Annotated in this window: 21 protein-coding genes and 1 tRNA gene; 13 read left to right on the forward strand and 9 right to left on the reverse strand. The window is 59.6% G+C overall.

Annotated elements, in window-relative coordinates; all coding sequences use genetic code 11:
- Positions 1–26 precede the first annotated feature (26 nt).
- The 3 genes from AC1ENN_RS05065 to AC1ENN_RS05075 form a co-directional block, all read right to left on the reverse strand.
- Positions 27–764 (reverse strand): hypothetical protein, encoded by a 738-nt coding sequence (locus AC1ENN_RS05065; protein WP_480406801.1) that lies wholly within the window; start codon positions 762–764, stop codon positions 27–29.
- Entirely contained in the window at positions 757–1,296 is a 540-nt protein-coding gene (locus AC1ENN_RS05070) for a sigma-70 family RNA polymerase sigma factor (RefSeq protein ID WP_449648832.1), read from the reverse strand. The genes AC1ENN_RS05065 and AC1ENN_RS05070 overlap by 8 nt, the downstream gene beginning before the upstream one ends.
- A gap of 104 nt (positions 1,297–1,400) precedes the next feature.
- Positions 1,401–3,215, reverse strand: a complete 1,815-nt coding sequence (locus tag AC1ENN_RS05075; protein WP_480406802.1) for a phosphoenolpyruvate carboxykinase (GTP) — start codon at positions 3,213–3,215, stop codon at positions 1,401–1,403.
- Between the two features lie 139 nt (positions 3,216–3,354).
- On the opposite strand from AC1ENN_RS05075, the gene AC1ENN_RS05080 reads away from it, so the two are divergent.
- Positions 3,355–4,791: a helix-turn-helix domain-containing protein gene (locus AC1ENN_RS05080; RefSeq protein WP_449648834.1), complete on the forward strand. Its 1,437-nt coding sequence runs from the start codon at positions 3,355–3,357 to the stop codon at positions 4,789–4,791.
- 72 nt (positions 4,792–4,863) lie between these two features.
- On the opposite strand, the gene AC1ENN_RS05085 is transcribed toward AC1ENN_RS05080, so the two are convergent.
- Positions 4,864–5,304: a rhodanese-like domain-containing protein gene (locus AC1ENN_RS05085; protein ID WP_480406803.1), complete on the reverse strand. Its 441-nt coding sequence runs from the start codon at positions 5,302–5,304 to the stop codon at positions 4,864–4,866.
- Positions 5,305–5,421: 117 nt separating this feature from the next.
- On the opposite strand from AC1ENN_RS05085, the gene AC1ENN_RS05090 reads away from it, so the two are divergent.
- On the forward strand, positions 5,422–6,084 hold the full coding sequence (locus tag AC1ENN_RS05090) for a pentapeptide repeat-containing protein (protein ID WP_480406804.1): 663 nt from the start codon (positions 5,422–5,424) through the stop codon (positions 6,082–6,084).
- A gap of 45 nt (positions 6,085–6,129) precedes the next feature.
- Here AC1ENN_RS05090 and AC1ENN_RS05095 read toward each other — a convergent pair whose 3' ends face one another.
- Positions 6,130–7,410 (reverse strand): NAD(P)-binding domain-containing protein, encoded by a 1,281-nt coding sequence (locus tag AC1ENN_RS05095; protein WP_480406805.1) that lies wholly within the window; start codon positions 7,408–7,410, stop codon positions 6,130–6,132.
- A gap of 85 nt (positions 7,411–7,495) precedes the next feature.
- On the opposite strand from AC1ENN_RS05095, the gene AC1ENN_RS05100 reads away from it, so the two are divergent.
- Complete coding sequence (locus tag AC1ENN_RS05100) at positions 7,496–7,861, forward strand: ArsR/SmtB family transcription factor (protein ID WP_449648839.1); 366 nt, start codon at positions 7,496–7,498, stop codon at positions 7,859–7,861.
- A 67-nt stretch (positions 7,862–7,928) separates the two neighbouring features.
- Here the strand turns inward: AC1ENN_RS05100 and AC1ENN_RS05105 are convergent, their stop codons facing one another.
- The 3 genes from AC1ENN_RS05105 to AC1ENN_RS05115 all read right to left on the reverse strand — a co-directional run bounded on the left by AC1ENN_RS05105 (position 7,929) and on the right by AC1ENN_RS05115 (position 10,632).
- The gene (locus tag AC1ENN_RS05105) at positions 7,929–8,624 is read right to left on the reverse strand and encodes a hypothetical protein (protein WP_449648840.1); all 696 of its coding nucleotides are present in this window, start codon (positions 8,622–8,624) and stop codon (positions 7,929–7,931) included.
- An 801-nt stretch (positions 8,625–9,425) separates the two neighbouring features.
- Positions 9,426–10,364: a hypothetical protein gene (locus AC1ENN_RS05110; protein WP_480406806.1), complete on the reverse strand. Its 939-nt coding sequence runs from the start codon at positions 10,362–10,364 to the stop codon at positions 9,426–9,428.
- Positions 10,365–10,559: 195 nt separating this feature from the next.
- Positions 10,560–10,632 (reverse strand) — tRNA-Arg (locus tag AC1ENN_RS05115).
- A gap of 86 nt (positions 10,633–10,718) precedes the next feature.
- On the opposite strand from AC1ENN_RS05115, the gene AC1ENN_RS05120 reads away from it, so the two are divergent.
- Positions 10,719–11,513: a transglutaminase-like domain-containing protein gene (locus AC1ENN_RS05120; protein ID WP_449648842.1), complete on the forward strand. Its 795-nt coding sequence runs from the start codon at positions 10,719–10,721 to the stop codon at positions 11,511–11,513.
- A 68-nt stretch (positions 11,514–11,581) separates the two neighbouring features.
- On the opposite strand, the gene AC1ENN_RS05125 is transcribed toward AC1ENN_RS05120, so the two are convergent.
- Positions 11,582–12,256, reverse strand: a complete 675-nt coding sequence (locus AC1ENN_RS05125; RefSeq protein WP_449648843.1) for an arginyl-tRNA synthetase — start codon at positions 12,254–12,256, stop codon at positions 11,582–11,584.
- Between the two features lie 16 nt (positions 12,257–12,272).
- On the opposite strand from AC1ENN_RS05125, the gene argS reads away from it, so the two are divergent.
- The 9 genes from argS to prmC all read left to right on the forward strand — a co-directional run bounded on the left by argS (position 12,273) and on the right by prmC (position 24,055).
- Entirely contained in the window at positions 12,273–13,934 is a 1,662-nt protein-coding gene (argS, locus tag AC1ENN_RS05130; RefSeq protein ID WP_480406807.1) for an arginine--tRNA ligase, read from the forward strand.
- 5 nt (positions 13,935–13,939) lie between these two features.
- The gene (locus AC1ENN_RS05135; RefSeq protein WP_480406808.1) at positions 13,940–14,785 is read left to right on the forward strand and encodes an LmeA family phospholipid-binding protein; all 846 of its coding nucleotides are present in this window, start codon (positions 13,940–13,942) and stop codon (positions 14,783–14,785) included.
- Positions 14,786–14,890: 105 nt separating this feature from the next.
- Positions 14,891–16,294, forward strand: coding sequence for a diaminopimelate decarboxylase (gene lysA / locus AC1ENN_RS05140; RefSeq protein WP_480406809.1), 1,404 nt, complete (start codon positions 14,891–14,893; stop codon positions 16,292–16,294).
- Positions 16,291–17,607, forward strand: coding sequence for a homoserine dehydrogenase (locus AC1ENN_RS05145; protein ID WP_449648847.1), 1,317 nt, complete (start codon positions 16,291–16,293; stop codon positions 17,605–17,607). Before lysA ends, AC1ENN_RS05145 begins: the two co-directional genes overlap by 4 nt.
- A gap of 3 nt (positions 17,608–17,610) precedes the next feature.
- Positions 17,611–18,702, forward strand: a complete 1,092-nt coding sequence (gene thrC / locus AC1ENN_RS05150; RefSeq protein ID WP_449648848.1) for a threonine synthase — start codon at positions 17,611–17,613, stop codon at positions 18,700–18,702.
- The gene (thrB, locus tag AC1ENN_RS05155) at positions 18,699–19,637 is read left to right on the forward strand and encodes a homoserine kinase (protein WP_480406810.1); all 939 of its coding nucleotides are present in this window, start codon (positions 18,699–18,701) and stop codon (positions 19,635–19,637) included. The genes thrC and thrB overlap by 4 nt, the downstream gene beginning before the upstream one ends.
- A gap of 131 nt (positions 19,638–19,768) precedes the next feature.
- Positions 19,769–22,093, forward strand: a complete 2,325-nt coding sequence (gene rho / locus AC1ENN_RS05160; RefSeq protein WP_480391988.1) for a transcription termination factor Rho — start codon at positions 19,769–19,771, stop codon at positions 22,091–22,093.
- A gap of 2 nt (positions 22,094–22,095) precedes the next feature.
- A complete protein-coding gene (gene prfA / locus AC1ENN_RS05165; RefSeq protein WP_449648851.1) occupies positions 22,096–23,175 on the forward strand; it encodes a peptide chain release factor 1 in 1,080 nt (359 codons plus the stop codon).
- 7 nt (positions 23,176–23,182) lie between these two features.
- On the forward strand, positions 23,183–24,055 hold the full coding sequence (prmC, locus tag AC1ENN_RS05170; RefSeq protein WP_480406811.1) for a peptide chain release factor N(5)-glutamine methyltransferase: 873 nt from the start codon (positions 23,183–23,185) through the stop codon (positions 24,053–24,055).
- Positions 24,056–24,076: the final 21 nt, after the last annotated feature.

Here is a 24,076-nt window from a genome sequence, read left to right on the forward strand (position 1 = left end):
GCGAAGCGACACGTGGAGCGACCTAGTTACTCCAGAATGATCGTTGACGGTGTGCTGCGCACTTCGGCAGCCGCTCCCGTTTCGGGGTCGGTCGGCGCGAATGCGAGCGAGGTGCTTATGGCGTAGGTGCCAGGCTCGACCTTCCCGCCGGTGTCGATGACCGTGCAATCGTAAATCGCAATCGAGACAGCGAACTCAACGCTTTGGCCCGGCTGCAAATTCACCGGAATGACGGACAGGATTTGTGCGTCGGGGCTGTGAGAAATCGAGACACTGTCCCGCGTCAAATTGACGTCGGGGACCGAGGCGGTTGTTCCCGTTACTGCTTCATCCGACGTATTGGTGAGACGAACGGTACCGAACGCACTACCGGATGCCGTGACCGTTCTATCAATGTCCAGGTCAATCGCGAGCCCATAGGGTGTTGCCGCGCTCGACGGGATAATTGCTCCACACGTTTCGGAAACGGCGCCATCCTCGGGCGCAATGTACGACTCCTCCGAGTCCGCACCGGCACCGCCCTCTTCTCGAGTCGCCGATTGGTCGGATGCCGCACTTCCCGCCATGAGATCACCGGTGCGGGGAAATGTGCTAATTCCGGCAAACAGCAGGGATGCTGCCGCGAGAACACCAACAGCACCAACCGCCAACTGGCGTGGTCGGCGTCGGGCTTTGCTGCGGGAAACTATGGCAGCGGTGTCGATCGTGATCGCGGGCTTTTCTCCTGCGGCGAGGTGGGCGCGCAGTTCGTTCTCATCAACCATGGTGGCTCCGCAGGTCGTGGGTTTCGGCGCGATCAAGGCTCACTGCCATCCGCGCGAGCGCGTCACTCAGATAGCGTTTTACGGCGCCGGGACTGATCTGCAGGGTTTCGGCGATGTCATCCACCTTCAGATCTTCGTAATACCGCAGCACTATGCAGGCCCGTTCGCGCGGGCGTAGCTTCATCAACTGAGACTGCAAGTCGAGTCGGGTCTCGGTGTCTGCATCCGGAGATTCTTGGGTTTCAGGCTCAATAGTGAGGTGCGCAATTTTGCGCCAACGACTGAGTCGCCGACCTCGATCGAGATAGGTATTGAGGATGGCGCGACGCACATACGCTTCTGCGCTGGCTATGGAAAAGCCGTTGCGCAGCCGGCCGAATGTTTTGACGAGTGCATCGTGAACAAGGTCGGATGCATCGTCGCGGTTTCCTGAGATCAGGTACGCATAGCGCGTCAAGGCTTCGCCTCGCTCTGCGACGAGTTGCGTGACTACGTCTTCCCAGCGGGCAGGGGTGTTTTCGGTCTCAGTCACTGAGCCCCTCCTCGCCGTTGTCTCTATTGTGGCCGAGGAATGGCCAACAGTTAGCGCAATTGTGGTCACACTACTAAAGACGAACGGCGAGGCGGTTTCGTTGGTTAGTTATTGAGGCGTTTTTTTAGCTGCTCAAGTTGGCGAGTTACTGCCGTAGGAACACGGTCACCGAAGGTGGCAAAGAATTCTTCGGTGGATGCCGCTTCGGCCTTCCACGAGTCAGTATCGATTGCGAAGAGCTGTTCCATCGTGTCGTCGCTGAGTTCCAGGCCATCAATGTTGAGGTCACCATCGCGGGGGAGCAGGCCGAGGGCGCTTTCGCGTGCAGCAACCTGCCCGTCAACTCGCTCCAGAATCCACTCAAGCACGCGAGAGTTTTCGCCAAAGCCTGGCCAGAGGAACGAGCCATCCGCTGATTTGCGGAACCAGTTGACCTGGAAAATGCGCGGAACAGTGCCGGAGGTGCGCAAATTTTGGCCAACGGAGAGCCAGTGCGCCCAGTGATCGGCCATGTTGTATCCGCAGAAAGGCATCATGGCGAACGGATCACGCCGTAATTCGCCAATGGTGCCTTCGGCAGCCGCCGTCCGCTCAGATGAGATAGTGGCGCCCAGGTAGACGCCATGCTCCCAATCTCGTGCCTCCACCACTAGCGGCACGTTGGTCGCGCGGCGACCGCCGAAGATTATTGCGTCGATGACGACGCCCTGTGGTGACTCCCAGTCATCTGCGATGGTGGGGCATTGTGCTGCAGCCACAGTAAAACGTGAGTTCGGGTGCGACGACGGGGTGCCTGATTCGGGCGTCCAGTCGTTTCCCTGCCAATCGATGAGGTGCTCAGGCGCCTCATCGGTCATGCCTTCCCACCACACATCGCCGTTGTCTTTCAGAGCGACGTTGGTGAAGACGGTGTTGCCCCAGATGGTTTCCATCGCGGTTTCGTTGGTAGTGATTCCCGTTCCGGGGGCCACACCGAAGAAGCCAGCTTCGGGGTTGATAGCGCGCAGTCGGCCGTCAGATCCTTTGCCGAGCCACGCAATGTCATCACCGATTGTTTCGGCTTTCCAGCCGGGGATGGTCGGCTTTAGCATGGCGAGGTTGGTCTTGCCACAGGCACTTGGGAATGCCGCAGCGATGTGGAAAACACGACCGCGTGGGTTCGTGAGCTTAAGGAGCAGCATGTGCTCGGCGAGCCATCCCTCGTCACGAGCAATTACCGAAGCGATGCGTAGGGCGAATGACTTCTTGGCGAGAATCGCGTTGCCGCCGTAGGCGGAACCGAAGGACCAGATTTCGCGAGTCTCGGGGAAGTGGCTGATGTACTTGGTCTGGTTGCAGGGCCACGGCACATCGGTATCGCCGGCGGCGAGCGGTGCACCAACACTGTGGATGGCACGCACCCATTCAGTGCCAGCATCGATCGATTCAAGAACGGCGGTTCCCATTCGCGTCATGATGCCCATGCTCATGACGACGTAGGGGGAGTCTGTTACCTGCACGCCGATTTTGGCGAGCGGAGAGCCAAGCGGTCCCATGGAGAAGGGGACAACGAACATCCGGCGACCGCGCATGCTGCCAGCGAAAAGTCCGTCAAGCGTGGTGCGCATTTCTGCGGGAGCGGCCCAGTTATTGGATGGACCTGCATCGCTTTCCTTTGCGGAGCAAATGAACGTGCGCGATTCGACGCGAGCGACATCGCTGGGGTCGCTGCGTGCGAGAAAGCTGTGGGGGCGGTACTCGTCGTTGAGTCGTGTGAGGGTTCCCGCGGTAACCATCTGGTTCGCGAGCTGGTCGGCTTCTTCAGCGCTGCCGGTGCACCAGACAATTTCGTCTGGCTGGGTGAGGGTGGCGATCTCTTCCACCCAGGCGACAACGCTGGAGTCGGTTCCGTCGGGTGCGGAGAAGTGGGTCTTTGTCATCTCGGCGATGCTCATTTCTACCTTCCGCTGAAGTGTGTGGTGCTGAAAAAACTGTTCTTATTCGATGATCACCCATATTTCTGCGCATTGCTCGGGATTTGTCTGAAAAGAATCTGCTTTCTTTAGTTATAGTGAACCTGTGAATGATCTTGTGACTCTGGGCCAACGCATCCGCCATTTCCGTACCACCGCCGGGTTCACCCTCGACCAACTCGGCGACCGAGTCGGTGTTGCTGGAAGTCAGCTTTCCCTTATGGAGAATGGGCGACGCGAGCCACGATTGACTTTGCTGTCAGCAATTGCGTCAGCCACGGACATCCAATTGGCTGATTTGCTTGACGAGGCGCCGCCCACAAAACGGGCAGCTTTGGAGATTGAATTGGATCGGGTGCAGCGCAGCACCATCTACGCCTCATTGGGGCTGCCCAAGATTCGCCCGTCAAAAGGAATTCCTGACGAAACGCTTGAAGCGATCGTTGGATTGCACCATGAGCTATCTACCCGTTCACGCAAAGCGATCGCCACCCCCGAAGAAGCTCGACGGGCCAACACCGAGTTGCGCCAGCAGATGCGTACTCTCGACAACTACCTTCCTGATCTCGAAGCAGAAGCAGAAAAGTTGACGCTTGCCGGAAACCACACCACGGGAGCACTCACTCACCGTGCAGTGAGTTTGATGGCGGAATCATTAGGATTCGAGCTCGTTCACGTGCACGATCTGCCGCACTCAGCCCGTTCGGTCACTGACCTCAAACACGGCCGCATCTACCTACCACCGGCATCAATCCCCGGTGGGCACGGACTGCGATCGATGGCGTTACAGGCGATGGCGCACCGAGTGCTTGGCCACACTGAGCCAACCAGCTACGCCGAGTTCTTGCATCAACGACTGGAGATCAACTACTTCGCGGCCGCCGTTCTGATGCCGTTGAAACAATCTGTCGAATTCTTGAGCAACGCCAAAGCCCAGCGCAATATTGCTGTCGAAGACTTTCGGGATGCCTTCGGTGTTACGCATGAGGCAGCAGCGTTGCGCTTCACTAACCTTGCAACTTCGCACCTGGATCTCGAAACCCACTTTTTGCGGGTCGGCGACGACGGTGCCGTCTACAAGGCGTACGAAAATGACGGATTGCGGTTGCCCGTGGACGTCACAGGTTCAGCCGAGGGCCAATTTGTGTGCCGCAATTGGAGCGCCCGCACCGCATTCACCCGCACCAACCGCACAACCGAGTTTTACCAATACACCGACACCCCCGATGGCAGCTTCTTCGAATCTACCCAAACCGGCACAACGGATGCCGAAGAGTTCTCCATCACTATCGGGGTGCCGTTCTCGCACTCGAAGTGGTTCCGCGGCCGTGCCACCGACAACCGCCGATCATCTACCTGCCCAGACGAAACCTGCTGCCGCAAACCAGAGGATGTTCTGCGCGACCGGTGGGCTGGCAATGCCTGGTCGAGCGCAAAGCTCCACGCACACATCCTGTCACCGCTGCCGTCAGGAACATTCCCCGGCGTTGACGACCGCGAACTCTACGAATTCTTGGAGCTGCACTCAAGCGACGCGCACTAGGCGCGCTGGGCGCGCTCGGCGCACTAAAAACGCTGGGTGCGCTGTGAAACCTGGTGCTGGCACCGTGCCAGCTCAGCAGTCGCAGTCGGGTCCAGCCGCAGGTGCAGTAAGGACGTCAGGCTCGCGCACTAATCGACCGTCGCTACTGACGACGGGATAGCCTTCGCGCGCCCAGTATTCGAATCCGCCGATCATCTCGCGCACTTCGTAGCCGAGCTTCGCGAACTCGAGGGCACCTTTGGTCGCGCCATTGCATCCGGGGCTCAAGCAGTAAACAACGACGGGCGTTCCGGCAGGGATCTCGGCGGCGGCACGTTCCGCAATTTCGCGCGTAGGAATGTGGATTGCACCAACGGCTCGCCCTTGGGCCCAAGCCACATCGCCTCGAGTGTCGACGAGCACGAATGTCGCCTCTGAGTGCATAGCAGCGTGCACGTCGGAGGCATCCGTTTCGAAGTCAAGTTTGCTGGAGAAGTGGGCGATCCGGTCAGCGGCGGTGGCGGGTGAAGTCATGGAGACAGATTAGTGGTGGGAGCGTTCCTGGGGGTCGAGTAGCGTGGATTATTCGCGAGCTCAGGAGGGTGTGCAGGCATTCGATGATTCGGGAACGGACCAGAAAGTGCGAACAGCATGACTAGAAAACCGCTAACCGCAGCCCCTCGATTCGATGAACTGCGATTCGAGAACCTCGCTATTGGCACTGCCGCTGCTGTACAGGCGCACGAAAGCTACAGCGGTGAGCAGTATGTTGCGGCTGACTTTCGGGAGCAGCAACTGGCCGGAGTGTCATTCTCTGAATGTGAGTTTGTTGAACTCGAAGCCAGCGAAACCGATTTTCGAGCGGCAACCTTTGTTGACACTCGCTTCGACAAACTCAATGCTCCGATCTTTACGGTACCCCGCTCAAATTTTCGCGATGTGAGTTTCGAAAACTCACGATTGGGGTCAGCTGAGTTCTACGAAACGAGTTGGAGTTCTGTTCGATTCACCCACTGCCGAATCGGTTACCTCAATCTGCGGGGAGCCACACTCGAAGACGTTCTCTTCACGGACTGCCGCATCGACGAACTCGACCTAGGTGCTGCAACCGCCAATCGGGTCTCGTTCGCGAACACCCAGATCAACAACCTCGATCTCACACGCTCGACACTGACCAACTTTGATCTTCGCGGAGTTGAACTGCGGCAGCTTGGCGGGGTCGAGCATCTGAAGGGCGCGACGCTCAACTCCTATCAGCTCACTGAGCTCGCCCCACTCTTTGCGAGCAACCTCGGGATCGTCATCGACGACTAGTGACGAGTGCCCGCCGCGGTCGCAGATTCGCTCAGATGGTCGGGATCAGCATCCGGCGCCGCTTCCGCAGCACACCCCCGTTTCGGGCAGCAACAGGTTCACGCGATCAGCGCTCACCGTGTCGCCCGCCAGCGCGGCGACCACCGAGCGCACTTGCTCATACCCGGTAGCGAGCAAGAAAGTCGGCGCGCGACCATAGCTCTTCATGCCCACGACGTAAACATTCTTCTCCGGATGTGCGAGCACATTCGCTCCATGCGGCGACACCGTGCCACAACTGTGCACATTGGGGTCGATGAGCGGTGCAAGCTCAACAGGAGCTTCAAGCACAGGGTCAAGACTGAGGTGCAGTTCGCGCAGGATGTCAAGGTCGGGGCGGAACCCGGTGGCGGCGGCGAGAGCATCCACTGTCACGGTTTGATCGCCGTCAGGGTTCTCGCTCGTCACGACAAGGCGACCGTCATCGTCTGGTGCGAGACTCGCGACAGTGAAGTCGGTGAGAAGCGCGATTGCGCCAGCATCGATGGCCTTTTTGAGTCTGGTGCCGAGGGCGCCGCGACCCGGCAATTCATCGGCGGTGCCTCCGCCATAGAGGCGCTGTGGGGAACGACCACGAATCGCCCACGTGATTTCGGTGCCCGGCTCGCTTTCGCGCAATTCGGCAAGAGCCAGCAGGGTGTTGGCGGCAGAGTGTCCCATGCCAATCACGAGGGTGTGTTTGCCTGCGAAGCGAGCGCGGTCGCGCCCCAGAACGTCAGGTAACGGGCCAACTAGCCACTCACCGGCGACGGCTTCACCCGTCGCGGGTAGCCCGGAAGCGCCGACAGGGTTGCTGTTGCCCCACGTTCCCGACGCATCGATAATCGCCGAGGCGAGGATGTCATACACGCCATCAGGGGAGTCAACGCGAACGAGCAGTGGACGGCGTTCGCGCCCGATGGTCTTGGTGGAGTCGATGCCGTGGCGCGACATCCCGATCACCCTGCTGTTGTAGCGGATGACGGGGTGAAGTTCGGCGGTGGCGGCGAGCGGTTGCAGATAGTCCTTCACTATTTCGGCCCCCGTTGGCAGGGTGTCGGCAGCGGGGGAGGTCCAGCCAGCGCGTTCGAGTAGTTCGCGGCTTACGGGGTCGATGCTGTAGTTCCAGGGGGAAAAGAATGCGACGTGACCCCAGTCGCTGATTGCTGCACCGGCGTGGGTGCCTGCTTCAAGAACGACGGTGCGGATGCCGCGAGTCACGAGGTTGGCGGCGGCTGCGAGCCCGATGGGCCCGGCTCCGACAACGACGACGGGCAGTGCGCTTGGCGCTGAGTGTTCGGTGGTCATAACGCTCCTCAAGGTCAACTTCAGTGTTTGCTCACAATAACAGTACTTACTGTTGATAACAAACAGTTCGTGTACGATTGCGGTCATGAGTAAACCGGTTGAACTTCTGATGATTCAGAAGCCCGCGTGGTCGGCAAGTGCTGAACGCGCTCACAGTCTTGCGCCCCTATTGCGAGCCCTCGGTGATCCCAATCGGTTGCAACTCGTATTGCTGCTCACCGAGCGTGCTCACACAGTGCGTGAACTGACCGATGCCACCGGCCTCAGCCAAACCCTCGTGAGCCACCACCTCGCCCCACTGCGCGAGAACGGCCTCGTAACAGTGACGCCACGTGGCCGTTCCAACGTCTACGAACTCTGCTGCGAAGCCTTTGCCGATCCAGTCAAGATGCTCGCCTCCGTGGCAACCAGCACTGATGCCGGCGCCAAGGCCTGCTGCGTCGTTTCATAACGTGGTTCAGTTGACTGATAAATCAATCGTCGGTAACCGCGCAGGGTCGCTATTGGCCGGCGAGTTGCTACGGCTCCTTGTAGAGCTGTTTCATGGCCGCTTCAGGGTCGGCACTTAACGTGGCGGGGAGCCCGAATTTTTTTAGTTCGATAAACGCCGCCTTTTCGCGCTGCGCCTCGGGCAGCTTAACGACCCGCTCGTGTGCACGGGTGAGGTCGTTGTAGTAGCCGAATTGCGAACGCTCGTGCTGCTTGATCTCTTTAAGCGCAGCCGGAGGGGCCGGTTTACGAATGTGGTCCTCGATCAGCGTGGTAGCAGCGCCGGACTTTAGCCACGCGGCACACTCCTTGTAGGTCAATTTTTCATGAGCCAGGCCAATGAGAAATGTCGCGGGGTGTCCCTTGGCGCGTGGGGGTGTTGCTGCTGGTCCGTCACGGAACCACGCCGCATGGATGGACTCATGCTTCAAGGTGGCGATAAGCCAAGCGTCCAAGCGATCGGACCAGACGGGCACGGCGTCGAAGTTGACGAAGATCAGTGAAGGCGAGTTAGTCCAGGCTCCATAGGGATAGCCCTGGACAAATTCGGACAATTTTGGGCTTTCCCAGCCCAAAATTTCCACCGCTCTCGGCGTCAATGTTGGGTCGATCCGCTCTAGCCACGTGCCGGCGACGCTGCGCGCACGTGCATCAGCCTCTTTGGGGGTAATTTTTTTGGGCGTCGACTTGCGGGCCGCTTTAGTTACAGGACCTGCGTCGGCCACTCTCGTTTCGGTCAAGACCTCGGTGTCAGTTATTCCGTCTTCGTCGAGAGGGCCCCGGTTACCGCTCACGACTTTGCCCGGTTCATAGCGACGGCTCCGAGGCGTGCGGCACGAAGAGCGCCGCAGCCAACTTCGCCCGTTGCTCAGGATCGGGGATTGCCTCCAAAGTGTCTTGGATCAGGCTCTCGCGTTGGTTAGTAAGAGTCTTCGCGGTGGCAGCTGCGCCCTGAATTTCCATCGCGAATGCGTCGAGTGCATCGGACTCGCCCAAGAGCGCCTCAACGATCACCGAATCAGTCCGCATCACGATGCTCTGGGTCGACAGCAGCACCCCTGGAACCAGATCTTGGGCCAAATTCCCCTTCTTGAAGCGGTAGAACTGATTCTGGGTCGGAGCCTCAGGAAGGCCGTCGGCGTCCTTGGCGATAGTGCTGATCGTGAACGTATCTTCGATCGGGTCGTAGGTAACCAGCTCTAGTGTGCGGACGGGTTCATCGTGCCCATCGAAGACCACCGAGGCAAACTTCACTATCTGTCTGGCAATCTCGTCCCGTTTGCCACTGCCTTCGTGCAAGAGTTCGGCTAGTAGTCCGCGAAGGCCAGAGATCGGAACTTCGCGCCAGACGCCGTCCATGCCGTTTGTATAAGCAACATGGATATCGGTCAGGTGCAGATGCGTCTGGTACTCCTGATTGAGTTCACGGAACACGAAGTTGAGCACGCGACGCACGTTGACGTTAGTGATGGTGCGCTCGATGACTTCCTCAGATCCTTCTTCGACCGAAACTTCGGATTCGGACGTTACCGATAACTCACGCTTCGAGGACGCAGTCTTCGCGTGCTCGCCGATGGCTGAAGAGACCTGTTTGGCAAACTGCTCGCGGCCGGATTGGTATTCGCCTGAAGCTGAACCCTTAACGCTCGCGCTTCCCCACCCCACGTGGCAGAAGCCTCCGCCTCGACAGACCACTTCTCTTCCTGTGACTTGGTGCTCTTGTCCGTTGTCTCGTTTTGCACGGTCGTTTCGAACCGCTCTTTGGCTTCGTCTTCGTGCGAATCAATGATCGACGATGACTCCTTGCGGCTCTTCTTCGTGGACTGCCACGTCTTGACACGGATCGTGGTGGACTCGCCAGGCAAAAGGGTGAAGGTCTTGACAGTTTTGCCCATGCCGTAGTCCCCGAGGAATGACGAAATAGCGACTTTTTCAACGAGGAACAGTTGTGGATCTGGCTCGATGTCAACAGGAACGGTTTCCGTGACGTCGGATCCGCCGGGCCCGGGCAAAGGCGACAAGACCATTCCCTCCCGTGCCGCTGACACGAATCGTTTGGCAAGCCCCTCAAGGCCGCCCGGTTTCGGCGGGTTCGGTAATGGCGTGTCTGGCGCCAGTCCGGGTTGCTGCGGAGGCGGATCATTGCCTTCGATCTCGTCAGGAAGCGCCGCAAGTGCCGTGTCAATATCGGCGGCTGGGTAGCCGAGGCGCGTCAACTTTTTGCGCAAGAATGTGGTCGCGGCGCCGGGATCTATCGTGATCTTCCCAGACTGATCCTGGTGGATTCCTGCGGCTAACGCAGGGGTGGTTCCGCCCGTCAGTTCTGCTTCCACCCAGTCACCAGCAGTCAAGCCAAGATCAAGGCGAACAAGGCGCCTGCCCTGATGGCTGCCGGGAAGTGGAACTGAGTAGTTCACTCGCGCTATATCGCCTGTCGACGAAAGGAATTCGATTGATCCGGCCATGATCAGTTTTCCTGTCCGAGCTGCAGGCCTAATCATGCCGATGGTTCGAATCGGCGGATGACGCCTGAACCCTTCCCCCGGAAGTTTTCGGGTGGTGACCCCAGTATCTCGCCGCAACGACCTCAGGTCAACGAATAACCTTTGTCACGACAGCCAGTGGAAACAGCCTGAAGCGGCGAAGAGCAGAAATAACAGTGCCCCCGGAGGGAATCGAACCCCCGACCTACGGTACCGGAAACCGGCGCTCTATCCCCTGAGCTACGAAGGCAAGGACCCTAGCTTAGCAAGCAATCGCCCCAACGATTAGCACGGTCTTCTCATACCCACTTCAGGTTCCCGTGACAGTATCGAGTCATGCTGCGCACAGTTTCATCCCACCAAGAACTTGACCTTCGCGGTCGCACCGAAATGGTCTTCAGCATCGCTGTCGCCTCTTCGTGGCCTACGTCATCCGAGTCGCTGGATTTCGTGTTGGATGGCGTGCCCCAGCAACCAACAGAGTTGGTCGATGCGCGCGGAACTCGACTTCACACGCTGATTGCGGGCCCTGGCCGGCTCGTCGTCCACTATGCCGCCGCCGTTGAGGCGAGCCCCGAACCGGCACCGGTCAATGACATCGATCGGGTCGAGTACTTGCGCCCCAGTCGCTATTGCGAATCCGATGCACTCACGCCGACCGCGCGTTCACTATTTCCCACTCAGACCGGTCACGAGTTGGTGCACGCGGTGCGCAATTGGGTAGCGCAGAATCTTCGCTACACGCCAGGTGTTTCTCTCGCGACGGATGGCGCGGCTCATTCCCTGCTTTCGCGTCGGGGAGTGTGCCGCGACTTTGCGCATCTCACCATCGCGATGTTGCGCGCCAAGGATGTTCCCGCTCGCTACGCCTCGGTATACGCACCGGGGCTGAGCCCGATGGATTTTCATGCCGTCGCTGAGGCATTCATTGACGGTCAGTGGTGGGTTGTCGATTCCACGGGACTCGCTCCTCGCCAGTCACTCGTGCGCATTGCGACAGGCCGGGACGCCGCCGATGTCGCGTTCCTCACCAATCATTGGGCTGACCTGTTCCTGCAGAACCTTGTCATCACGGCAACAGCAGACTCGCTGCCGATCGACGACCACCAGTCACCGGTACAGCTCTCCTAACGAGCGCCGCAGCTACGGCGAGAATCTTGCGCGCCGTGGGTCCGCTCGGTTATCGCGCGTCTGCTCGGTTATTTCAGTGCTGAACGCACGTCAGAAACAAGTTCTGCGGCATCCGCGGCTTCGAAGAATGCTTGTGAGCTCAACGTTGCCCAATAGGCTCCGCTGAATACTTGCGCGGTTCCGGTGCCCCCGGCAGCAGCGAAGTAGCCGTCAAAGCCGCTCGCAGCGCTACCAGCGTTCGACTTGAGTCCGTCGAGCTTGTTGGGGGCAGGCTTGGCAACTGACACATCGATCGTCACACCGCTGGTGGAATTCTCCCAGCGGCACGCGATGCCTTTCGACGCGAGTGCGGTAGCGGCGGGAGACCCAGCAGCGGGGGAGAAGTTGTTCAGCAACAAGTAGTTGGGATTGAAGTCATACATCGCTTGAGGCGAGATCAGATCTGTACAGGCCAGAGTGACGGCAGTAGCTTCAGGGTCAGCGGTTGCTGAGGTCGTTGGCTCGGGCGTCGCGGAACTAGAAGGCGTGCTCGACGGGTCAATGGTGCGTGTCGGATTGGGTCCAGTAGGGTCGGGCTCTGCTTGAACACAAGCGGTCAGCAGAAGAGCAGATGCGCTAAGTGCGATAACTGCGGGAAGAACACGAAGTCGAAGAGCCATGGTTCCATTCTCGCGACCTGTAGTGGCATTGCTGCGCAGTGACCCGGCAGTGTCGTGAACTTCGAAAAGAACGGCGGCGACCACCCAGTACTCTTAAGGAGTGAATCCTGCTGATCTTTCTGCCACCCTGCTCTCTGTCGTCTCCCGCATTGCGGCGGACCGCGGCACGCCCGATCTGGGCCTGACCGTGACCGATCTGGTGTTAGAGCGACCGCGAAATCGCGATCACGGTGATTGGGCATCCAACATCGCTATGAAATTGGCGAAAGCGCTCGGGGCCAACCCCCGAGAGCTCGCAACTGAGATTGCCGAACAGGTTCGTGCGATCAACGGCATTGCTTCGGTGGATGTCGCAGGCCCCGGTTTCATTAACATCACGCTGGATGCTGCTGCCGCTGGCGCACTCGCGAAGACGATCGTCGAGCAGGGTGATGTGTATGGCAACAACGATTCGCTTGCCGGGCAAACCATCAACGTGGAATTCGTTTCGGCGAACCCCACTGGCCCGCTGCACATCGGTCACACTCGCTGGGCCGCTCTCGGTGATTCACTGGCCCGCATCCTGAAAGCTGCCGGTGCTGAGCTGGTTAGCGAGTTCTACATCAATGACGCCGGAAACCAGATGGACAACTTTGGGGCGTCAATTCTGGCGTCAGCGAAGGGCGAACCGACCCCCGAGAACGGGTATCCGGGTGCCTACATTGCGGAACTCGCTCAGCGTGTGCTCGCGTCGAACCCTGAAATTCTTGAACTTGATCACGATGCTGCGATCGCTGTGGCGCGCGAGCGTGGCTACGAACTTCAGCTTGGCGAGATCAAGAAGTCACTTGCTGCGTTCAACGTGCACTTCGATGTCTGGTTCAGTGAGCGTGACCTTCACGCGGTGAAGGACGACGGCAAGAGCGCGATCGATACGGCCGTTGAGCGTTTGCGTGCTCAGGGCCACGTCGCCGATATCGATGACGCGGTGTGGGTCAAGACCACCGACTTTGGTGATGACAAAGATCGTGTGATCAAGCGCGGCAATGGCATCTACACCTATTTTGCTGCCGATGCGGCCTACTACTTGAGCAAGGGTGACCGTGGCTACGCCCACAAGATCTACCTACTCGGTGCCGACCACCACGGTTACGTTCACCGTCTCAAGGCGCTCGCGGGCGCGGCCGGTGACGACCCCAACAAAGATATCGAGGTGCTCATCGGGCAGCTCGTCAGCATCAACGGCGCTCGCCTATCTAAGCGCGCCGGCAACATCATCGAGCTCGACGACCTGCGCGAATGGCTCGGAACGGATGCCCTGCGCTACTCGCTCGGCCGCTACCCCTCCGATTCCCCGCTTAACCTCGACCCGGAGATTCTGCAGAAGCGCACGAACGACAACCCCGTGTTTTACGTGCAATACGCGCATGCCCGCACGCACAGCGTTGCTCGCAATGCGGGGGAGTCGGGAGTGGATCGCAGCGTCTTCAATGCCTCACTACTCACGAACGAAACCGAGAGCATCCTGCTGGGTGTTCTTGCTGAATTCCCGCGCATCGTGGCTCAGGCCGCAGAGTTGCGCGAGCCGCACCGCATCGCGCGCTTCGCGGAAGAACTCGCGGGCAGCTACCACCGCTGGTACGACCAGTGCCGGGTCACGCCGATGAACGATGAAGAGGTTACCGATGTGCACCGCACTCGGCTCTGGGTCAATGACGCTGTCGGCCAGGTTCTGCGCAATGCGCTCAGGATGCTCGGCGTCAGTGCACCGGAGCGGATGTAGTTTTCGTGGCAGACACAGACCAGCAGCCCACTGTCGAGCTCGTTCTCGATGACAGCTCTCAGCCAGCATCCCGTCCGCCATCGCGGCGGCGTGGTTCGCGAGGCTGGTGGATCGCTGGCGGCATCATCGCGGTCATCCTGATCCTTGGCGTTGTGCTCGTTGAGACGGCAGGGCGCGCTGCCGCCGAGACTCTGGTGCGCGACGAAATCGCTTCCTCGCTCGGAATTGAGTCAACGGATGGCGTCGCTGTTGACCTCGGCTCTGGCTCCCTAGTGCTGCAAGCGCTCACCGGCGGAATCGATGTCGTGACAGTCGAACTCGATCGTGTCGAAGTGAACGGACTCGAAGCATCCGCCCACATTGTGGCGACAGAAGTGCCGTTGCTTCCCTCTGGCGCGCTTGACACCTTCACGATGGAGGCATCAATCCCGAACTCTGAGATCACCAAATTGGCGAGCACGCTCAGCGGCATCGAGCTCGATTCCATCGAATTGCAGGAGCCAGCGATCCGGGTCTCCACCGTGTTCCAGCTGCTCTTCATCCGCATCCCGGTCGCGCTTGACCTCTTGCCAGTGGCGGCGGGGGATTCCCTCGAGTTTGAGCCGCAATCGGTGCTCCTAGGAGATCAACAAATTTCGGTTGCCGATTTACGAAACAACCCTCTCGTTTCTGGGCTTGCTGGCAGCCTCCTTAGCTCGCAAAAGTTCTGCGTTGCCTCGTCGATGCCCGCAGCGCTCACGATCGACTCCGTCGCGGTTGAGGGTTCTGACCTCGTCATCCAGCTCAGCGCAGATGGCATTGCCCTCGGCGATGACCGATGGCAGCAATACGGCGTTTGCGCTGCGGAGTAACTCGATTCAGCGCTAGCCGAGACTGCCGTTAGAGTGGTCAGCATCCCCTACGCTCGTGCGGACACAATCCGCCGCTTTTCGTCTACATCTCTGTGAGGTGCGACTGTGTTCGCGAATCCGCTGGCGCCCGAGTGGCTAAACGCTCCCGCCGAAGCAAACTCTTTGCCGTCGACCGTCTGGTCGCATAATGCGGCGCGCACAGAAACTGGCGAACTCGCGATTGCCGGCGTTACCGCTAGTGAACTTGTTCGTGACTTTGGCACCCCCGTGTACGTCGTCGACGAAGCGGATGCAATCGCGCGCGCGACCGAGATCAAGAATGCCTTCGATAGCGAGTTCGCTCGCATCGGTTCGAGCGTCAAGGTGTACTACGCGGGCAAAGCATTTTTGTGCACCGAAGTTGCCCGCTGGATGACGGCAGCCGGCCTCAACATCGATGTTGCTAGCGCCGGCGAAATGGCTGTTGCGCTCGCGGCTGGTGTCGACGCGTCGCGACTGGGATTCCACGGCAACAACAAGAGTTTTTCCGAGATCGACCGTGCCGTGCGCGCGGGCATCGGCCCCATCGTTATCGACAGCGTCGTCGAAATCGGTCGGGTTGCTGAAGCCGCCACACGGCACGGTCGAACCCAGCCGGTGCGCTTGCGCATCAATAGCGGGGTTCACGCGTCAACTCACGAGTATTTGGCGACAGCACGTGAAGACCAGAAGTTTGGGATTCCGTTGTCGGATGCTGAGGCTGTGGTGACGCACATTCGTTCGCACTCCTCGTTGGAGTTTGTGGGCATCCATTCGCATATTGGTTCGCAAATTTTCGATACTGCTGGCTTTGCGGAGGCGGCGCAGCGTTTGCTTGAGTTGCATGCGCGACTGTCTGCTGATGGTCCGGTGCCTGAGCTGAATCTTGGCGGTGGTTTCGGCATCGCCTATACCTCGGCAGACGAGGCGTTGCCGGTTGCCGAACTTGCCGCGTCGCTTGCCACCATTGTGGAAACCGAATGTGCACGCCTGGGCATCGCTGTTCCTCGCATTGCGATTGAACCAGGCCGTTCCATCATTGGGCCATCGACGACAACGCTGTACACGGTTGGCACGATCAAAGATGTGCTCGTCGATGGCGAGGCCGTGCGCAAGTACGTCAGCGTTGATGGCGGCATGAGTGACAACCTCCGAACTGCTCTCTATGGTGCCGATTACTCCGCCCGAATTGCCAATCGTGTTTCGCCGGCTGACCCGACGCTCGTCCGTATTGCAGGCAAGCACTGTGAAGCGGGCGACATCGTTGTGCGCGCCGAATATTTGCCCGGCGATATTGAGCCAGGCGACATAATCGCAGTACCGGCAACGGGCGCTTATGGGTGGGCGATGTCGAACAACTACAACTACCTCGTACGGCCGCCCGTTGTCGCCGTTCGTGAAGGAAAAGCTCGCATTATTGTGCGCGGCGAAACCGAAGAAGACTTACTCAGCCGCGACGCAGGAATCACACCATCGGGAGAATCTGAATGATCGAATACCGCAACCTTCGCGTCGCAGTTTTGGGCGGAGGAAGTGTCGGATCACAGGTCACCGCACTGTTACTCGAGCACGCTGACGAGCTTGCTGCTCGAGCGGGGGCCGGGCTTGAAGTTGTCGGCGTCGCTGTTCGTGACCTCGATGCACCGCGCGATACCGAGATCCCGAAAGAGTTGCTGACAACCGATGCGGAGTCGCTCATCGTTGGCGCCGATATCGTGATCGAACTCATTGGTGGGCTTGAGCCTGCGCGCACATGGATCCTCAAAGCACTGCACTCCGGGGCTGATGTGATTACGGCGAACAAAGCGCTGCTCGCACATCACGGTGCCGAACTTTTCGAAGAAGCCGCCCAAGTTGGTGCCCAGCTCTACTACGAAGCTGCCGTTGCTGGCGCGATTCCGATCATTCGCCCGCTTCGCGACAGCCTTGCTGGCGATCGTGTGCAGCGCATCCTCGGAATCGTTAACGGCACCACGAACTACATTCTTGACCGAATGGATGCCACGGGCGACAGTTTTGACGACGCCCTCGCCGAGGCAACTCGCCTCGGGTACGCCGAAGCAGACCCCACCGCCGACATCGAAGGATATGACGCCGCCCAGAAAGCCTCGCTCTTGTCGAGTCTGGCCTTCCACACGCGCGTTCCGCTCGACTCGGTGCACCGCGAAGGAATCACAGGAGTCACAGCCGCGCAAGTCGTTGCTGCCCGCAAGGCCGGCTACGTCGTCAAACTTCTCGCAATCTGCGAACGAGTAGTGGATGCCGCAAGTGGCGTCGATGGCGTTAGCACCCGAGTGCATCCCGCTCTTGTACCGCTAGCTCACCCCCTTGCTGCCGTGCACGGTGCCAACAATGCCGTCTTTGTTGAGGCCGAGGCTGCAGGCAGTCTCATGTTCTACGGCGCCGGCGCTGGCGGACTCGAGACGGCATCCGCGGTTCTTGGCGATGTCGTTTCTGCTGCACGTCGGCACGTCATTGGCGGCCCCGGCGTTGCCGAGTCCACGCACGCCAATCTTCCTATTTTGCCGATCTCGAGCGTAATGACGCGCTATCAGATCACCTTGACGGTTGTCGATGAGCCGGGTGTGCTCGCGTCAATTGCCGCAGTCTTTAGCGATCATGGAGTCTCTGTTGAGGCGGTCAACCAGACCGTCGGCGCAGTAACTGAGGGTGTGCCTAGCGCTACCCTAGTTACTGTGACGCATGAGGCGACAGATGAGTCGCTTGCCGCCACGGTGGCCGCGCTTGCCGAGAATTCGGTTGTGCGTGAAGTTGTGTCCGTTTTGAGAGTTGAGGGGCTTTAACCAGTGGGTAGCGAAATCAAGAATCGGCAGTGGCGAGGCGTTCTTCACGAGTACGCAGATCGTTTGAACATCTCTGATGCAACTCCGATCATCACCTTGGGGGAGGGTGGCACACCGCTTCTTCCTGCTCCAGCTCTCTCTGCGCGCACTGGTGCGAACGTGTGGGTCAAGTTCGAGGGCATGAATCCGACCGGTTCTTTCAAGGACCGCGGTATGACAATGGCCATTTCCAAGGCAGTCGAGCACGGCGCGAAGGCGGTCATTTGCGCCTCGACCGGTAACACGTCAGCGTCGGCAGCAGCGTATGCCGCTCACGCCGGAATTACCGCCGCTGTTCTTGTGCCTGAGGGCAAGATCGCGATGGGCAAGCTCAGCCAGGCCATCGCCCACAATGGCGAACTCATTCAGGTTCAGGGCAACTTTGATGACTGCCTCGATATCGCTCGCGATCTCGCAGACAACTACCCCGTGCACCTCGTGAATTCCGTTAACCCTGACCGCATCGAGGGCCAGAAGACTGCTGCGTTCGAGGTCGTTGAGGTCTTGGGCGATGCCCCCGATTTCCACATCGTTCCCGTCGGCAATGCCGGAAACTACACCGCATACTTCCGGGGCTACAGCGAAGAACTTGCACGCTCGGCCACCACCAAGTTGCCGCGCATGTTTGGTTTCCAAGCCGAAGGCAGTGCACCGATCGTTCGCGGCGAAGTGGTCAAGCATCCCGAAACAATCGCTAGCGCCATCCGCATCGGAAATCCCGCTTCGTGGCACCTCGCCACCGAAGCCCACAAAGTCTCCGATGGCTACTTCGGTGCCATCAGCGATGCCAAGATTCTTGAAGCTCAACGCATTCTGTCTGCCGAAGTCGGCATCTTTGTTGAACCGGCATCCGCAATCAGCGTTGCGGGCTTGTTAGAGCGCGCAGAAGCTGGTCAGATCCCTCGCGGATCGACAGTAGTTCTTACCGTCACCGGCCACGGCTTGAAAGACCCACAGTGGGCGCTCAAGACGGCAAGCGGCGACGACATCACCCCCAAGATTGTTCCCGTTGACACCGCTGAGGTTGCCAGCGTTCTGGGGTTGGCCAAGGCATGACCTCGCTGGTCGGTCGCAGCGTCGTAGTGCGTGTGCCGGCGACCTCAGCGAATCTTGGTCCAGGTTTCGACACGCTCGGGCTTGCTCTATCGCACTATGACGAACTCATCGTCACAGCGGTAGAGGGCTCGGGTGTCACGATTGACGTCACGGGTGTCGGCGCCGGCATTGTTGCCACCGACGAGTCCAACCTGGTGATTCAAGCGATTCAGCATTGCTTTACCCACTTCGGGCAGACAATGCCAGCACTGCATGTGAGCGCAAGCAACGTCATCCCGCACGGTGGGGGCCTTGGCTCCTCTGCGGCGGCGATCGTTTCTGGAGTAATGGCAGCCAAGGGGCTGCTCGAGGGCATCGTCGAGATGGATGCCGCGACGCTCCTGGTGCTCGCAACCGAGCTCGAGGGGCACCCCGACAATGTCGCACCAGCCCTTTTGGGCGGACTCACGATCGCGTGGAGCACCGAGACCGGGCCACAAGCGAAGAAGTTGATCGTGCATCGCGGAGTTTCACCTCTCGTCTGTGTTCCCGACTTTCGGGTGTCAACGGCCCATGCGCGCAGCTTGCAGCCAGAAATGGTGCCCTACGCTGATGCGGTTTACAACGTTTCCCGGGCGGCACTGCTCATCGCAGCTCTTGCCCAGAGCCCCGAATTGTTGCTCGAGGCCACCGGCGACCGACTTCATCAGGACTACCGGGCTGCAGCGATGCCCGAGACAACTGAACTGATTCGGATGCTGCGCTCCCACGGTCACGCCGCCGTAGTTTCTGGTGCCGGCCCGTCTGTGCTCGTGCTCGCCGACGACCCAGCGAGAAGACTTGAGGCTATGGCACTCGTGCAGGAACACGCCGCCACGCCTTGGGAATGCCTACTCTTAGCTGTGGACTTCAAAGGTGCTACAGTGAATGAGCACCAGGTAGAAGCTACGGCGTAGTCGTAGCATCCCGGTTGCACTTCACCCGTCGCATCCCCGAATTAGATTCCTGCGCATCCGCGTAGACATCGGTGAGCGACTAGCTCTCCACCATCGCTCGAAAGCGTGGTTGGGGAAAGGAACCCCAAGTAGTGACTGACGTCAACAACCACGCATCAAGCGTGGATTCCCGTGCCGCGCTGAGCGCGTTGCGACTGCCCGAGCTTCAAGCAATGGCAGCCGAACGCGGCATCACCGGCACTTCAAAACTTCGCAAAGGAGAACTCGTGGAAGCTATCAACGAGAAGAACAGCAACACCGCACCATCCGCATCAACAGATGCAGCAGCATCAACAGCAGCTGAAGTAGCTCCCGCACGCAAGCGCGCTTCGCGCCGTGTCACGAGCGTCGACGGCGCCGCGATCGCAGGCTCCGAAGCTCCCGCTGGCGCCCCGCAGGTTGCCAAGACCGCTGCACCAAAGACTGCTGCACCGAAAACTGATCCTGCTGCTCCCGCAGCAGACGCTGCGCCGTCAACCGGTGCCGCAGAGCAGAAGCCAAAGACGGCTCCTCGAAAGAAGAAGGTCGACGCTGCACCAGCAGCAAGCGAGTCGGATGCTGCAGCAACCTCGAGCGCACCGACCGATGCACCAGCATCATCGGATGCCGCCGCAGCCGCCGCAGCGCCTAAGCGCAACCGTCGCAGCTCAAGCCGCGCCGCAGAAGCCACGTCGGGCTCGAACGATGACGCCAACTCTGGCGCGTCAACCGATGCCACGCCAGACAAGGCGCAGAGCGATTCCGACAGGGGCGGCGACGCCGACAAGGGCAGCGATGCTGGCAAGGGTCGCAACGCTGGCCGTAACAAGCGTGACAACAACGCCAACACTGCGGACAACTCCGACAGCGGCAGCGACAAGAGCAACAACTCCGGCCGTGGATCATCAGATTCCGATTCCGACAGTGATAACGATGGCGACAACAACTCCGACGGTGAGTCGGGTTCGGGGCGTAACCGCAACCGCAACCGCAGCCGCAACGGCCAGAACGCCGATGGTTCAGGTCGTCAGAACAACAACCGTCGCCAGAACAACAACGGTGGCGGCAACGAACCTCGTGAGAACCGCGAGCCTCGGGAAAACCGCGACAACCGCGACAACCGCGGCAACAATGACAACCGCGGCACCAACGGCCCGAACAACCAGGACGACTCACGCGGTGGCGACGCTGATTCCGAGCGCGGTGGACGTGGCCGTTACCGTGACCGCAAGCGTGGCCGTGGCAACATGGGGGACGACTTCGAGCCAGAGATCACCGATGATGACGTCTTGATCCCGGTTGCCGGCATCCTCGACGTTCTCGACAACTACGCTTTCGTTCGCACCACTGGTTACCTTCCCGGCAACAGCGATGTTTACGTTTCGCTCGGTCAGGTCAAGAAGTACAACCTGCGCAAGGGCGACGCTGTCGTTGGTGCCATCCGCCAGCCTCGTGACGGCGACAACAGCCAGGGCCGCCAGAAGTACAACGCTATCGTGCGCATCGACTCGATCAACGGTTTGCCCGTTGAAGAGGCAGCCGACCGCGTTGAATTTGGCAAGCTCACCCCGCTCTACCCGCAGGAGCGTCTACGTCTTGAAACCGAGTCGACCATGCTGTCGACCCGCATCATTGACCTTGCTGCTCCGATCGGCAAGGGCCAGCGCGGTCTCATCGTTTCGCCGCCCAAGGCAGGCAAGACGCAGGTTCTGCAGGCTATTGCGAACGCGATCTCGAAGAACAACCCTGAGGTTCACCTCATGGTCGTTCTCGTCGACGAGCGCCCTGAAGAAGTCACCGACATGCAGCGCACCGTCAAGGGCGAAGTTATTGCTTCGACCTTCGACCGTCCAGCTGAAGACCACACCACCGTCGCTGAACTTGCTATCGAGCGCGCTAAGCGCCTCGTTGAGCTCGGTCACGACGTTGTTGTCTTGCTCGACTCGATCACGCGCCTCGGCCGTGCCTACAACCTGACGGCGCCGCCGTCGGGCCGCGTCCTTTCGGGCGGCGTCGACTCTGCAGCGCTGTACCCGCCGAAGCGTTTCTTCGGTGCGGCTCGCAACGTTGAAGAGGGCGGCTCGCTCACGATCATCGCGACGGCTCTCGTTGAGACTGGCTCGAAGATGGATGAAGTTATCTTTGAAGAGTTCAAGGGCACCGGCAACATGGAGCTTCGTCTCTCGCGCCAGCTCGCTGACAAGCGCATCTTCCCGGCAGTCGACTTCAATGCCTCCGGCACGCGTCGTGAGGAAATGCTTCTCGGTGCTGACGAAGTGAAGGTCACCTGGAACTTGCGTCGCGCTCTTGCAGGTCTCGATCAGCAGGCCGCTCTCGAGATCGTGTTGAATAAACTCAAGGAAACGCAGTCGAACGTTGAGTTCCTCATGCAGATCCAGAAATCACTTCCTTCCACTAACGGTAAAAAAGAGGACTAACTATGTTCGAGTCAGTACTGTCGCTGCTGACCGAGCATGGGGAGCTCGAGGGTCAGCTAGCTGACCCCGAGCTCCACTCAGATCCGGTCCGCTCGAAGAAAGTCAACCGACGTTACGCCGAGTTGTCGCGCATTGTCGCGGCCTACAACAACTGGCGTCAGTTGACCGATGATCTCGCGGCAGCCACAGAAATGGCTGACGAAGATGAGTCTTTCGCTGCCGAGGTCCCCGGTCTTACTGAGGAACTGGATGCAGCGCAGGAGAAGCTTCGCCGCATCCTGATTCCGCGTGACCCCAACGATTCCCGTGACGTGATCATGGAAATCAAGATGGGGGAGGGCGGTGCAGAATCGGCTCTCTTCGCTGGCGACCTGCTGCGCATGTACTTGCACTACGCAGAGTCAAAGAAGTGGAAGACGGAGATCATCGAGCAGACCTCGAGCGATCTTGGCGGCATCAAAGATGTTCAGTTGGCCGTCAAGGGCAACTCGAGCGATCCCGCTGAGGGCGTGTGGGCGCACTTGAAGTACGAGGGGGGAGTGCACCGCGTTCAGCGTGTGCCTGCCACTGAGTCTCAAGGCCGCATCCACACTTCTGCTGCTGGAGTGCTCGTTTTCCCTGAGGTCGACGAGCCAGAAGAGGTCGAGATCAGCCAGAACGATCTCAAGATCGACGTGTATCGCTCCTCGGGCCCCGGTGGCCAGTCGGTGAACACAACGGACTCCGCTGTTCGTATTACTCACCTTCCGACCGGCATCGTCGTGGCCATGCAGAACGAGAAATCGCAACTGCAAAACCGCGAAGCCGGTATGCGAGTGCTGCGTGCGCGCATCCTCGCCCGCTATCAAGAAGAAGCGGACGCTGAGGCGAGCGAATACCGCAAGAGTCAGATTCGCACCATGGATCGCTCCGAGCGCATTCGCACGTACAACTTCCCTGAGAACCGCATCGCTGATCACCGCACGGGATACAAGGCCTACAACCTTGACCAGGCGATCAACGGTGCTCTCGAGCCTGTCATCCAGTCGTGCATCATGGCTGATGAAGAGGCGCGCTTGGCGGCAGTCGGCAACGACTCCTAAGCCTGAAGTGACATCTGCACACAACATCAGTGTCGCTGACCTTCTGGGCAGCGGCACTGAATTGTTGACTGCCGCGGGAGTGCAGAGTCCCGCTGTGGATGCCGAACTTCTCGTAGCGCACGTTCTTGAATTGAGCCGCGGTGAGGTTCGTGTTCGCGTGGTCACCGGGTCGACAGTGCCTGCCGAGGTGGAGTCGACAGTGCGCGAACTCTTTGCTCGCCGCGCCGCTCGCGAACCTCTGCAGCACATTACCGGCATGGCGCCGTTCCGAAATCTTGAGCTTCGGGTTGGCCCCGGTGTTTTTGTGCCACGTCCGGAGACAGAAACAGTGGTGCAGTTCGCGATCGATGCGCTCAATGCGAGTGCTACTCCTGAGCCGATCGGCGTCGATCTTGGCACCGGTAGTGGAGCGATTGCTCTCTCTATGGCCACCGAGGTGCCGCGCGCTCGTATTTATGCGGTCGAGCTGTCGCCCGACGCGATGCCATACACGAGCGAAAACTTTCGTCGCTACGGCGCCGATAACGCGACTCTCATCAACGCTGACCTCGGGGATGCCTTTCCTGAACTCAACGGCACCGTCGATGTTGTGATTTCGAACCCGCCTTACATTCCCGCGGCCGCAATCCCGCGCGACATCGAAGTACAGCTCCACGACCCCGCTCTGGCGCTCTATGGAGGAGAAGACGGCATGGATGTCGTGCGCCGCGTCTCAACGACGGCACGCCGGCTATTGCACCAGGGGGGCACTCTCGTGCTCGAGCACGGCGAAGAGCAAGCCCCGGCATTGGCCGCGCTGCTCACGGCGGACGGTTGGAATGCTGTTGCCCACCACAAAGACTTGCTCGGCCGAGATCGCGCGACTACCGCGCTGCTCTAGGAACGCGCTTCTGGCCCGCTC

Source organism: Rhodoglobus sp. G.S.23 (genome assembly GCF_056675935.1).

Excerpts from the sequence above, each read along its gene's own strand:
- prfA (WP_449648851.1), top strand. The coding sequence starts at position 22,096 with ATGTTCGAGTCAGTACTGTCGCTGCTGACCGAGCATGGGGAGCTCGAG.
- thrB (WP_480406810.1), top strand. The coding sequence starts at position 18,699 with ATGACCTCGCTGGTCGGTCGCAGCGTCGTAGTGCGTGTGCCGGCGACC.
- AC1ENN_RS05065 (WP_480406801.1), bottom strand. The coding sequence starts at position 764 with ATGGTTGATGAGAACGAACTGCGCGCCCACCTCGCCGCAGGAGAAAAG.
- AC1ENN_RS05085 (WP_480406803.1), bottom strand. The coding sequence starts at position 5,304 with ATGACTTCACCCGCCACCGCCGCTGACCGGATCGCCCACTTCTCCAGC.
- AC1ENN_RS05120 (WP_449648842.1), top strand. The coding sequence starts at position 10,719 with ATGCTGCGCACAGTTTCATCCCACCAAGAACTTGACCTTCGCGGTCGC.
- AC1ENN_RS05110 (WP_480406806.1), bottom strand. The coding sequence starts at position 10,364 with ATGGCCGGATCAATCGAATTCCTTTCGTCGACAGGCGATATAGCGCGA.
- AC1ENN_RS05145 (WP_449648847.1), top strand. The coding sequence starts at position 16,291 with ATGATCGAATACCGCAACCTTCGCGTCGCAGTTTTGGGCGGAGGAAGT.
- AC1ENN_RS05095 (WP_480406805.1), bottom strand. The coding sequence starts at position 7,410 with ATGACCACCGAACACTCAGCGCCAAGCGCACTGCCCGTCGTCGTTGTC.
- AC1ENN_RS05090 (WP_480406804.1), top strand. The coding sequence starts at position 5,422 with ATGACTAGAAAACCGCTAACCGCAGCCCCTCGATTCGATGAACTGCGA.
- AC1ENN_RS05075 (WP_480406802.1), bottom strand. The coding sequence starts at position 3,215 with ATGACAAAGACCCACTTCTCCGCACCCGACGGAACCGACTCCAGCGTT.
- AC1ENN_RS05100 (WP_449648839.1), top strand. The coding sequence starts at position 7,496 with ATGAGTAAACCGGTTGAACTTCTGATGATTCAGAAGCCCGCGTGGTCG.